Below are 12,546 nucleotides of genomic sequence, written 5' to 3'. Positions count from 1 at the left end.
TTAAATAATAACAACCAGTAATTTTTTCCTGCAAAAAACACGCCAGCAGAGGTTATTGCTCGTTATAGCGCAGCCATTGTGGCTGAACCTGCTGTTGTAACCGTCTTTGTTGCAAACTCTGAGTACTTACCGCTACCCCGCTGCAGCTACCACTATTAATATAAGCCAGCGCTTCAGCATATAGTGGATCATTATTTACTCCCCAGTCACCGGCCACCGCCGCAGTTACCGGGCAATTCGGGCTCAGCCCATCAAAGTAGTCACCAAAATCCAACGAATTAACTGTCTGAAAATTTATCGCAAATAAGCGGAAGTCGCCGACCCGATCAGGCACCTGACCTACCGGCTTGCCGCAAGTGGTTTCACCAATTTGTACCACATCAATAAAGGGGCTCAGGGCGTTAATTACCAGCTCACTGGATGAGCAGCTACCTGCCGTGGTTAATACAAACACCCGCGACAAGTTTAACTGAGTACGGCCGGCTCCCAGCGCAAAGCCAACAGTGCTGTTTTTCCGGGTATTTTTATCGTTGTAGCGATATTTAACAAAAATATTGCCCTGTAACTTTGCAAAAGCGATTTGCGAGCTAAGCTGGTTTGCAACCCGGATTAGGCCACCGCCGTTGTATCGGACGTCTAACACCAGCTCATCGATATTTTGCTGGGAAAAATAACTGAAAGCCTGTTCTAACTCTGTTTCAGACAATTCGATAAAGGTATTAAACACCAGATAACCGACTGTTTTATCACCTAGCTGCGCTACAGAGCGATGCATAACGGTATTAGTACTAACGGTGCCTTTTACGAAGTCAGCCTGCCGTTCAGTGTTATCAGGCTTACGCCAGACAAATTGCCGCACCACACCTTCTTCATTCGGGCCGTAGATATCGTCGTTGGTTGCGGTACCGGCGTCCAGCCTGGTTAACCACTCGGCAACGCTGATGCCATCAATCTCAATTATTTTATCGGCCCGGCGTAAACCACGCTGAGCAGCTGAACCTGCGTCATAGACATATAACACCTGCAGCGCGGTGTTATTGTCCGTTCGCTGAGTGGCAAAGCCATAGCCAAAAAATACCGCATTAATATAACGGTCCTGATATTGCTGTTCTGTCATTACAAAACTATAGCGATCCCGATCAGCAACCACCTGATTTAAATAAGCAGAGGGGGTGCTAAACGCCAGCGGGTCAACCCCCGTCTTTAATTCGTCATACCATAGATAGTCGGCAAATAACTTACAGTACAACTGACTGTTAATATCATTGCGGCTACACTCGGCGACGTTATTAGTGGCACTGTCATCAGCACTATCAGAACCGCCACACCCTGCTAACAGCACGCTTAGAAAAATCAGCAGAAGCTTATTCATCAGACACCTCCAACCTTTATGGCTACAGCGTATAAAAAAACGCCACCAAATGGCAGCGTTTTTTTATACGAGCGGGTTACGCAAACGGATGCGTCAACACTATCGTCTGCACCCGGTCTGGTCCGGTTGAGACGATATCAATCGGCACCCCGGTCAGTTGTTCCAGCCGGCTGATATAATCCCGCGCTGCCTGCGGTAACTTTTCCAGCTGCTGAATACCAAAAGTATTGTCAGACCAACCTGGCATAGTTTCATAAACAGGTGTTACCAGCTCATAGCCTTCAGCGGCCAGTGGCGGTGTATCCAACACCGTGCCGTCTGGCTGTTGGTAACCAACACAAATACTGATGCTCTCCAAACCATCCAGTACATCCAGCTTGGTCAAACAAAAACCAGAAATACTGTTTAGCTGCACAGCCCGGCGCACAGCAACGGCGTCAAACCAGCCGGTACGCCGCTTACGCCCGGTAGTTGCACCAAATTCATGGCCTTTCACACCAAGGTGTTCACCAACCGCACAATCGAGCTCGGTTGGAAAAGGGCCTGAACCTACCCGGGTAGTGTACGCTTTCACTATACCCAGAACATAGTCCAGGTAGCGCGGACCAAAGCCACAACCGGTAGCAACACCACCTGCTGTAGTATTCGATGACGTTACATAGGGATAAGTACCGTGGTCAATGTCCAGCAAGGTACCCTGAGCACCTTCAAACATGATCTTGTCACCGTTTTTGCGGGCTTTATCCAGCAAATCGGTTACATCAACCACCATAGACTTCAGCAAATCCGCCATCGCCAGGGCATTATCAAGAGTGGTTTGATAATCCACTGCGTCAACTTTGTAGTACTGGGTCAGCGTGAAGTTATGTAACTCCATTACCACCTTAAGTTTTTCAGCGAATAACTCAGGGTTAAATAAGTCGCCCACCCGTAAACCACGGCGCGCTACTTTGTCTTCGTAGGCAGGGCCTATACCACGGCCAGTCGTGCCAATCGCTTTGTCACCCCGGGCTTTTTCCCGCGCGACATCCAGTGCCACATGAAATGGCAGGATCAGCGGACAGGCTTCGCTTAGCAGCAGCCGCTCTTTTACCGGTACACCACGCTGTTCCAGCATGGTCATTTCCTTTAAAAAAGCTTCCGGAGAAAGCACTACACCGTTGCCAATCACACATTTTACATTGGCACGTAAAATACCCGATGGAATTAAGTGTAGTACGGTCTTTTCACCGTCGATAACCAGAGTATGACCAGCATTATGACCGCCTTGGTAGCGCACCACATAGCTGGCTTTATCAGTTAATAAGTCAACGATTTTACCTTTTCCTTCGTCACCCCATTGAGTGCCGAGCACAACGACGTTTTTGGCCATGGTTCCTACATCATGGAAAAAATTAGGCGAGGATTCTATCAAATCGCTGGCCAACTTACAGCTGTGTTGCCTAAAAAAAGCCGGTTTTTTCTCCGGCTTAAGCTAAATACCCGGATTTACTGACGCTGCAGACAAGATAAATCAAATGCCTGGCTGTTCTGATATAAACCAAAACCAAAGCGCAAGCGGTCGCCGCGATAGTCAGTGATAATGCCGTTATTCTTTAAAAAAGCTGACAATTCAGCTACTTCACTGGTACTAGCCAGTTTATAGGTAAAAAAGTGGCCGTGCTGATCCAGATTTTCCAGTAACAGCTTATCCTGGTTAAGCTGTGGGTGCTGCTGCCGGGCCAACTCAGCAATAAACGCTTGCTGCAGCTGTTTGACATACTGATGAATTCTGCCAACAGTGATGCCCTGCTGCTTAAATAACAGCAATACTGCATGTAAGCGGTACAGGGCGGTATAATCCATCGTAGCCCCGGCAAAGTGATTGCCGTCATTGCTGTATAATACTAACGCTGATTTTTCCGCCGCCAGAGTGCCAAACTCGGCAAACCAGCCGGTATACCATGGCCGCTGATTACTCCCTGGCGGCACAGCCATAAAACAGCAACCCTCGCCACCCTGGGCATACTTATAGCTACCCGCCAGATAAAATGCCCGGCCGGCTATCGTGGCCAAATCAGTTGGTACAGCCATAAAGCCATGATAACCATCTATCACCAGCATCGCATCAGTCACTTTTGCCAGGTCGCTGACAAAGCCGGCTAAATCGGCTACGGCATAACCAGAGTTAAAAAATACCTGACTGCAGAACACCATATCCGGCTGCTGCGCCTTCGCCTGTGCAATAAAACGTTCGGTAAAGCTGGCAAATGGTTCTGTGGCTACCGTAATAAGCTCTATGTTTTCAAACTCAGCCAGCCGCTTGGCCTGACGCTGAAAGCTGTAAAACTCACTGTCGGTGCTTAGCACTTTAAGTGGTTTTGCTAAGTCGAAACAACTAAACAAGCGCATTACCAGTTCATGGGTATTCCCAGCAAATACAATTTGGTCGGGTGCGGGCAAATTCAACACATCAGCAATAAGTTGTTGTGTTTGTGGGATCATCTCGCCAAAAATACGCTGCCACTTATCATCCACCAACCGGGCACTGTCATCCCAGTATGCTAAGGTCGCGTCCCGGGTAATATCAGGCCAGTAATGATGTGAATGGCTGGCAAAATGCTGCTTGCCCTGATTCGCCTGCAAGAATCGCTGATAAAATTGTTGATACATAGAGTCTCCGCTTCACTTGGCATAAGCAAAAATCGCTCTGACAAAAAAGGCCCTTTCGGGCCTTTTTTAATCTTCAGTTATAACTAGTTTTGTACTTTATCTGACTTCATATATTTAAAGAAGTCATTGTCAGGCTGAACCACCATAATATCATCTTTATCTTTAAAGCTGTTTTTATAGGCTTCCAGGCTACGCACAAAAGAGTAGAACTCAGCATTGCGGTTATACACATCGGCATAAATTTTTGCAGCCTGAGCATCGCCCTGACCACGCACCGTGCGCGAATTACGCTCTGCATCTGCCACCATAATGGTCACCCGGGCGTCAACATCTGCGCGGATAATATCTGACTCTTCCATACCACGAGAACGATGTTCCCGCGCTACTGCATCACGTTCTGCTCTCATTCTGGCGAAAATCGAAGTGCTGACTTCTGTTGGCAAGTTAATTTGCTTAACCCGAACATCAATAACCTCAATACCCAGCTCATTTGCAGCAACGCCGGCTTGCGCCAAAGCACTTTCCATTAACTGCGTCCGCTCGCCGGATACAATTTCCTGAATAGTTCTGGCACCAAACTCAGTACGCAGGCCGTTATTGATATACTGTTTTAACAGCACTTCAGCTTGTAAAGTAATACCACCGGTAGACAGAAAATAAGCACCAAAATCTTTGATCCGCCATTTCACATAGCTGTCGACCAATAAGTCTTTTTTCTCTGCAGTTACAAAGCGGTCAGGCTGATCATCCAGAGTTTGCACCCGTGAATCAAGTTTACGCACCACCTCAATCATTGGGATTTTAAGGTGCAAGCCAGGCTCATATACCACTACCTGACCGGCATCGTCCCGCTGGATCTTACCGAACTGAGTAACGATGGCACGCTGTCCTTCCGGTACTACAAATAATGCAGAGACCACGATAATAGCGACCACTACCACAATAGCGATAATAAAATTTTTCATAACTTAGCCCCTCCCGCTACGCGTGGTACTGCTGCGCAAAGTATCCTGCCGCGGCGACGTGTTGTCGGTACTGCGGGCTGGTAACGGCATTGGGTTTGCACTGCCACTACTGCTATTTCCACCAGATTGGTTCATTAACTTGTCTAATGGTAAATACATAATGTTATTGCCATTTTTAACATCAACAATTACTTTCGAGGTGTTACTGTATACCGCTTCCATCGTTTCCAGATATAAGCGATCACGGGTAACTTTTGGTGCAGCCAGATACTCAGGTAGCAATTGTTCAAAGCGGGCAACTTCACCCTGAGCTTTTAAGACAATTTGCTGTTTGTAAGCTTCCGCTTCCTGCATTACCCGGTTAACCTGACCACGGGCCCGAGGTTCAATTTCCCGTGCATAAGCCTGAGCTTCCTGCACAAAACGTTCCTGATCTTCCTGCGCCTTGATGGCATCATCGAAAGCATCACGCACTTCTTCCGGTGGCCGCGCATCACGGAAGTTAACATCAACCAGGTTTAAGCCCATTTTGTATGGCGCAATAATCGATTCCAGTTCCTGACGGGTATTCTGACGAACCACCTCACGACCACGGGTTAATACGTCATCCATAATTGAATGACCAATAACAAAACGCAGCGCGGCATCAGTAGCCTCACCCAGGCTACGGTCAGCATCCACTACGGAAAACAGATAATCACGTGCGTTGTAGATACGGTACTGTACTTCAAAAGTTACCCGCACCAGGTTTTGGTCCTGAGTCAACATAAAGCCATCTGAACGCAGTGATTTAACTTCCTGGACGTTTACCGGGGTAACCGAATCAATAAAAGTTGGTTTCCAGTGAATACCGGCACCCACTTCTGTGTGATATTGACCAAAACGCAGAATTACCCCGCGTTCAGCATCTTTAATGGTATAAAAGCCACTGATAGCCCAAACCACAGCAGCAATAACCAAGATCAGGATAAACGCTGCTGAAGCACCGTTGCCTGATGATTTATTACCACCGCCGAACATACCACCAAATTTCTTACCGAAATTGCGGAATACTTCATCTAAATCGGGTGGACCCTGGTCACGACCGCCCTGTTTCCAGGGGTCGTTGTTCTTACCATTGTTACCCGGCTCATTCCAAGCCATGTTTAACTCCATCTCAAGTTATAAATTAACGGTTAATGTATCAAATAACAGGCGCTATGACGATATAGTTTTCCAGCTCGCCATCGCTTTGCTTTAACATCCGGGCCCATTGCGCCAATGACAGCCGGATCTCCAACCAACAAACACCGGCATCATCAAAGTGTTCAGTACTAATAACCTGCAACTCATGAAATTTTGCCCGCCAGGATGCACAATTTGGCGGCAACGCCAACCTTAGCTGTAAATGCTCAGTTGATAACAAGCTGGCAATGGCTTGCTGCAGCAGCTGCATCCCCTCGCCGGTCAATGCTGACAAATACACCGCCCGCGGCAGACCATCATCACCATAGTCTATACGGGCAGACTGCCCCATCTGATCTACTTTATTAAATACCTGCAGTTGCAGAACCTCAGCAGCGTCAATATCTGTTAACACTTGTTGAACCGAAGCAATATTTTCTTCTTTTCGCGGATCGGCAGCATCAATAACATGCAGTTGTAAATCAGCGTCACGGGTTTCCTGCAAAGTCGATTTAAATGCCGCCACCAGATTGTGCGGCAAATGGCGGATAAAACCTACAGTGTCAGCCAGTACTATTGGCCCGAAATTATCAAGTTTAACCTGGCGTAAAGTGGGATCGAGCGTGGCAAAAAGTTGGTCTGCTGCGTAAACGCTGGCCGAGGTTAAACGGTTAAATAATGTTGACTTACCGGCATTGGTATAGCCGACAATAGACACAACAGGTGTAGCACTTCGTTGCCGTGATTTCCGCCCCTGCTCTCGTTGCAAGCCAATTTTATCCAGGCGCTGCAGTAAAGCTTTCACCCGCTCCCGTAACAAACGCCGGTCAGTTTCAAGCCTTGTTTCGCCCGGTCCCCGTAAGCCAATACCACCTTTCTGGCGCTCAGCATTGTCCCAGCCCCGCACCAGGCGTGACGCTAAATGTTGCAGCTGCGCCAACTCAACCTGCAACTTACCTTCATAAGTCCGGGCCCGCTGAGCAAAAATATCAAGGATAAGGGTGGTACGATCGATCACTCTGGCTTGCAATAAATGCTCCAGATTTCGAGTCTGGCTGGGGCTTAGAATGTGATTAAAAATAACTACCGAAGCCTCAAATTGCTCGACAGCATCTTTTATTTCCTGCGCTTTACCAGAACCGACAAATAGTCGGGTATCAGGCGCACGGCGATTAGCAGTAATAATTTGCATCGAAGTCACATTTGCAGAAGCTACCAACATGGTAAGCTCCTGCAAATCTTCGTTGCTATGCTCTTGCGGAAAGTTTACATGAACCAGAATGGCTTGTTCTGCAAGCTCGGCTAAATCAAACAAGCGCTATTGCTCCCGGCGTTATTCCACGTCCTCGCCTTCACTGTCGCTTTGACCAGCGCCATGGCTAACCATAGTATTGACAGCGCGGGATGGCACAACCGTAGAAATGGCATGTTTATAAACCATTTGGCTTACTGTATTTTTCAGCAAAATGACGAATTGGTCAAAAGACTCAATCTGCCCCTGAAGTTTAATTCCATTCACCAGATAAATAGAGACCGGAATGCGCTCTCGTCTTAAGGTGTTTAAAAATGGATCCTGTAAAGATTGGCCCTTTGCCATGTGCCGCTTTCCTTTTTTTATTAGTGAGCTGTATATTGGTATTATTTTTTTTATTTCAAGTTGTTAAAGCTAACTTTTTTTTCCATCTTACTTAGCTTAGCGAAGAAAGTACCGCTTGCAAGTTTTCTACCGGTTCTGCTTCACTTTTTAGCCAGGTAACCTCCGGCCATCCTCTTAACCAGGTCAACTGTCGTTTCGCCAGTTGCCGGGTGGCCGCAATCCCTTTTGCTTTCATCTCGTCGTAACCAAACTCGCCATCCAGATACTGCCAAACCTGACGATAGCCAACACAACGCATCGACGGCAAATCTGCATGTAATTGTGGCTGGCTTTTTAAAGCTGCCACTTCCTGTTCAAAACCGTTCGCCAGCATTTGCTGAAACCTGTCGGCAATACGCTGATGCAACATTGCGCGATCAGTTGGCGCAATGGCAAATTGGTGTACTTTAAATGGAAAAGGTTCCCCTTTTTGTACAGTTAATTCTGTCATGGTATTGCCGGTTAGCCGGTAAACCTCAAGCGCACGATTAATTCGCTGCGGATCGTTAGGATGAATTCGCGCCGCCGCAACAGGATCAATGTCCTGCAGCTGCTGGTGCATCGCCGGCCAGCCAAAGCTGGCGGCTTCGGCCTCCAATGCGGCTCTGACATTACTATCAGCTGCCGGTAACGGCGATATCCCCTCCAGCAAAGCTTTAAAATACAACATGGTGCCACCAACCAGTATTGGTATCTTGCCCCGCTGCTGAATGTCATTAATTAAACGCAGCGCGTCATCCCGAAAATCAGCTGCAGAATAACTTTGCACAGGGTCCAGAATATTCAGTAAATGATGCGGCGCCTGCAATAACTCTTCAGCTGTTGGTTTCGCAGTACCGATATCCATACCCCGGTATATCAGTGCACTATCGACACTGATAATTTCTGCAAAAAGCCGTTTAAACAACTCTATCGCCAACGCCGTTTTACCCGACGCGGTAGGGCCCATAATAAAAATAACGGGTAAGGCGCTAGTCATTGTTGCCCTTGCTGGCTTAACGCCATAATGCTGCTGCTGAGGTCTAACGGTACCGCCAGCCACTTACTGTCGTCTGTTAACATTCCGGCAAAATAGTTTATCAGTGCAGCGCTACTAAGCCAATTCGATGAAAGTAGCATAGACAATAAAGCCTGGCTGCTGACAACAGGTTTAGCAGCTTGCAGCAATGGCAAAGCATGCAGTAACCACTGACTGAGCGATGTCGAACGTAACCAGGGCGCAACTGCTCTGACAATAGCAGTGTTGTCTTTAAGTAGAATATCAAAACCCAGTTGTTGCAGCAGGCTTGCTGCTGCTATTAGCTGCTGCTTTTCAGAATCAGTCAGCTGTAAGCGCAGCGGCAGCAACAACGGTGCTTTATTGTTATCGGCCAGCCAGAGTGGTGCTACACTTGCAGCCAAATCTAACAGTACCAGACCATCAGGGCCCCGGGTCACGGCGAAGCCTTGCCCCGCAGGTAATATTAACAATGCAGGCTCAGCAGTAGGCGCACCCCCATTACTGGCTGCCGCATACTGGCCCTGTAAATAATGTATTTGCTGATGAGCCTGCAGTAGACCAGGGTTTTCAGCTGCACCAGATTCCCGACTCCCCGACGAACGACTGCCTGCTGACCAGCTACCAGGCTTCACCCCGGATTGCCTGGGGCCGGCCACCCCGCCAACTGCGGTTACCTGATAAGCGGCCGCAGTGTCAGCCACCTGAGGCTGCGGCATAGTCTGCTCATCTGCCAATTGTGCTAATGCATCTGTCAGGGCGCTGACCACAAAATCATGCACCAGCCGCGCCTGATGAAAGCGCACTTCATGCTTCGCCGGATGCACATTGACATCGACCTCTGCTGGCGCAATTTCCAGATACAAGACAAATCCGGGCTGCTGCTCTGCTGTCAGCAGCTCACCATATGCCTGACGAATAGCATGATTCAGCAATTTATCGCGCATCATCCGGCCATTAACGTAACTATACTGGCAAACAGGCTGACTCTGACAAGCCTGCGGCGCTAAAAGCCAGCCGCTAAGCTTAATGGTGCCACAACTGTTTTCAATATAGGCTGCCTGCTCAGCAAACGCTCTGCCACAAAGCATAGCCACTCTTTTTCGCCGGGCGTTATCTGAGGTTGCCTGCGGCAGACGGCGCACACTCTGACCGTTGTGGTTTAACTGCCAGCTAACATCGAACCGGCTAAGAGCCAACCGCTTTATCAGTTCATCAATATGACTGAATTCTGTTTTATCAGTGCGCAGAAACTTGCGCCGGGCCGGCGTGTTAAAAAATAAGTCAACCACCTCTATGCTGGTGCCGTCCGGGTGGGCCGCCGGTTTAACTGTTACCGCCATATCCCGGCCTTCGGCCTGCGCTTGCCAGGCAGCTAACTGGCCCGCGGGTTTTGAAGTCAGGGTTAAACGTGATACCGAGCTGATGCTGGCCAGGGCCTCACCCCGAAAACCGAGGCTGGTTATCTGAGCCAGGTCATCCAGCTCAGTTATTTTGCTGGTAGCGTGCCTGCTCAGTGCTAATACCAGCTCCTGCTCGGCAATGCCGGAGCCATTGTCTCGAATGCGGATAAGTTTGCTGCCGCCTTTTTCAATATCGATATCAATCTGGCTGGCGCCGGCATCCAGGCTATTCTCTACCAACTCTTTAACCACCGAGGCAGGTCTTTCTACCACTTCACCGGCGGCAATCTGGTTTGCCAGTTGTGGCGGCAGGATTTTAATAGTCATGTTCAGGGGATCCGTAATACCTGACCAATCCGGATGCTGTCATTTGCCAATTTATTGTGGTTGCGCAGCGCGTCAACCGACACATCATATCGCTGAGCTAACAAAGACAGTGATTCGCCGGCCTGCACTTTATGCTCGCGGGCCCGGCGCTGGGCAAACATTGAATCAGCGGGCGGCGCCAGCTCAAAGTGCCGCTTTAGCGCCCGGTGCAACGATTGAGCTAAACGGGCCTGATGACTGGCCGACTTTAACTGTTTCTCATCGTTTGGATTGGAAATAAAACCCACTTCCACCAGAATGGACGGAATATCAGGTGATTTCAGTACCCCAAAACTGGCAGCTTGCGGTTTAGCCTGATGCAGTGAGGTTATCTTCCCTAATTCAGTCAGTACCTGATTAGCGGCCTGATAAGCAGTTACCATCGAGTGATTCATCGATAAATCCAGCACGGTCTGTGCCAGATAACGTTCATTTGCAGAATCCCGGATAACTTCTGCCACGCCACCCAGCAGCTCAGAATGACGTTCCGTTTGTTCCAGCATCCTACCTACTTCTGTGGTTGCCCTGCGCAAAGATAACACCCATACCGAGGCACCTTTCGGCTGCGGCGAGGTGAAGGCATCCGCATGGATTGAAACCAGTAAATCTGCTTGCTGGCCACGGGCAACTTCTGTCCGGCGGTTAACGTGGATGAAGTAATCGCCGGTACGCACCATCACTGCCCGCATACCCGGTTCTTTGTTAATCAGTTCAGCCAGCCGGTTGGCGATTGGTAAGGTCAGGTTTTTCTCAAAAATACCACTGGGTCCAATAGAGCCCGGGTCTTCACCACCATGGCCGGCATCAATGGCGATAACAATGTCACGCGCAGCCCGGATACTTGGCGGCGGTCGGCTCTCGGTGCGTTGCTGATCCGGTAAATCTATTACCAGCCGATGGCCATAGGGCGCGGTGGGAGTTAACGAAAAAACTGTCGGTTTCACCTTATTGGTTAAATCCAATACGATACGCATACTGTTGCTGTCACCGCTACTGCGAATAGCTTTAATCAGCTTTGAATCACCATCAATTTTAGGTAATGAGCCACTTCCTTCAATATTACTGAGGTCTATTACCAGGCGGTCGGGATTATCCAGACTAAAGCTTTTATATTGCGGCGCTGCGGCCAAATCGAGCACCACCCGGGTGTTATCAGGCGATGGCCAGATCCGGATACTTTGTACCTGATTACTTGCATAACTAAACGCTGAAAAAAACCATATAATGGTTAAGCCGGCGCAGCTAAGAAATTTATTATTATTTTTCATCATCTCTTATCGCATCTATTACGGCGCGGCCAGCGGCAGTGCCAGCACTTATCACTATCTGCCTTTGCGCGCCAAGATAGCTTAAGTGTATGTCGAGATCGGGTTCAGGTAAATATCCCTGGCCCTGCTCAGGCCATTCCAGCAAACACAAGCTCTGGCCATTGAAATAATCCCGGATCCCCATAAACTCCAGCTCTTCAGGATCAGCCAGCCGGTATAGATCAAAATGGTATACGGTTAACGCCGGCAACTGATAGGGCTCAACCAGGGTATAAGTCGGGCTTTTGACATTACCCTGATGCCCCAGGGTCTGCAAAATGCCACGGCTGAAAGTGGTTTTGCCCGCCCCCAGGCTACCATGTAAAAACAACACCAGCCCTCCATGCAGCTGTGTCGCCAGCCTGGCCGCCAATTGTAAGGTGGCAGCTTCATCTGCCAATACTTTTTTCAACCCAGGCGTCTGCTCAGATGGGCGCGCCGTCATATGTTCAGTTACCACGTTGCCTCAATTCAAATGTTGTTTTGGCCAATTTCGGCACTTCTGGCGCCATGTTAACAAACTATGGCAAAGTCCGGCCAGCAAAACCGCTAGCTGGCAGCCCGTATTACCTGAAACCTTATTAACTGAACCCTTATTGCCTGAAACAGTATTACCTGAAAACTCTGACCAGAAAATGAATAACCGGTTCCCGTCAGTTAAAACGCTATGTTAAAGTAATGCTC

The 12,546-nt window shown here is 48.7% G+C and carries 11 protein-coding genes; all 11 read right to left on the bottom strand.

Annotated features, from left to right (window positions below):
• Positions 1 to 52: 52 nt before the first annotated feature.
• On the bottom strand, positions 53 to 1,372 hold the full coding sequence (locus H141_RS0109020; RefSeq protein WP_019675932.1) for a S41 family peptidase: 1,320 nt from the start codon (positions 1,370 to 1,372) through the stop codon (positions 53 to 55).
• A gap of 76 nt (positions 1,373 to 1,448) precedes the next feature.
• Positions 1,449 to 2,744, bottom strand: a complete 1,296-nt coding sequence (locus H141_RS0109015) for an adenylosuccinate synthase (RefSeq protein WP_019675931.1) — start codon at positions 2,742 to 2,744, stop codon at positions 1,449 to 1,451.
• Positions 2,745 to 2,860: 116 nt separating this feature from the next.
• Entirely contained in the window at positions 2,861 to 4,024 is a 1,164-nt protein-coding gene (locus H141_RS0109010; RefSeq protein WP_019675930.1) for an aminotransferase class V-fold PLP-dependent enzyme, read from the bottom strand.
• 83 nt (positions 4,025 to 4,107) lie between these two features.
• Positions 4,108 to 4,989, bottom strand: a complete 882-nt coding sequence (gene hflC / locus H141_RS0109005) for a protease modulator HflC (protein WP_019675929.1) — start codon at positions 4,987 to 4,989, stop codon at positions 4,108 to 4,110.
• A gap of 3 nt (positions 4,990 to 4,992) precedes the next feature.
• On the bottom strand, positions 4,993 to 6,132 hold the full coding sequence (gene hflK / locus H141_RS0109000) for an FtsH protease activity modulator HflK (protein WP_019675928.1): 1,140 nt from the start codon (positions 6,130 to 6,132) through the stop codon (positions 4,993 to 4,995).
• A 40-nt stretch (positions 6,133 to 6,172) separates the two neighbouring features.
• The gene (gene hflX / locus H141_RS0108995; RefSeq protein WP_019675927.1) at positions 6,173 to 7,468 is read right to left on the bottom strand and encodes a ribosome rescue GTPase HflX; all 1,296 of its coding nucleotides are present in this window, start codon (positions 7,466 to 7,468) and stop codon (positions 6,173 to 6,175) included.
• Positions 7,469 to 7,486: 18 nt separating this feature from the next.
• Positions 7,487 to 7,750, bottom strand: coding sequence for an RNA chaperone Hfq (gene hfq / locus H141_RS0108990; RefSeq protein WP_019675926.1), 264 nt, complete (start codon positions 7,748 to 7,750; stop codon positions 7,487 to 7,489).
• Positions 7,751 to 7,841: 91 nt separating this feature from the next.
• On the bottom strand, positions 7,842 to 8,768 hold the full coding sequence (gene miaA, locus H141_RS0108985) for a tRNA (adenosine(37)-N6)-dimethylallyltransferase MiaA (protein WP_019675925.1): 927 nt from the start codon (positions 8,766 to 8,768) through the stop codon (positions 7,842 to 7,844).
• Positions 8,765 to 10,516 (bottom strand): DNA mismatch repair endonuclease MutL, encoded by a 1,752-nt coding sequence (gene mutL / locus H141_RS0108980; protein ID WP_019675924.1) that lies wholly within the window; start codon positions 10,514 to 10,516, stop codon positions 8,765 to 8,767. Before mutL ends, miaA begins: the two co-directional genes overlap by 4 nt.
• A gap of 2 nt (positions 10,517 to 10,518) precedes the next feature.
• The gene (locus H141_RS0108975) at positions 10,519 to 11,826 is read right to left on the bottom strand and encodes an N-acetylmuramoyl-L-alanine amidase (RefSeq protein WP_026349344.1); all 1,308 of its coding nucleotides are present in this window, start codon (positions 11,824 to 11,826) and stop codon (positions 10,519 to 10,521) included.
• On the bottom strand, positions 11,813 to 12,274 hold the full coding sequence (gene tsaE, locus H141_RS0108970) for a tRNA (adenosine(37)-N6)-threonylcarbamoyltransferase complex ATPase subunit type 1 TsaE (RefSeq protein ID WP_019675922.1): 462 nt from the start codon (positions 12,272 to 12,274) through the stop codon (positions 11,813 to 11,815). The genes H141_RS0108975 and tsaE overlap by 14 nt, the downstream gene beginning before the upstream one ends.
• Between the last annotated feature and the right edge of the window lie 272 nt (positions 12,275 to 12,546).

It is taken from the genome of Arsukibacterium perlucidum DSM 18276, from assembly GCF_000382165.1.
Taxonomy (GTDB): domain Bacteria; phylum Pseudomonadota; class Gammaproteobacteria; order Enterobacterales; family Alteromonadaceae; genus Alishewanella; species Alishewanella perlucidum.
Note: the sequence above shows the minus strand (reverse complement) of the source record. Positions and strands in the feature narration are given on the sequence as shown.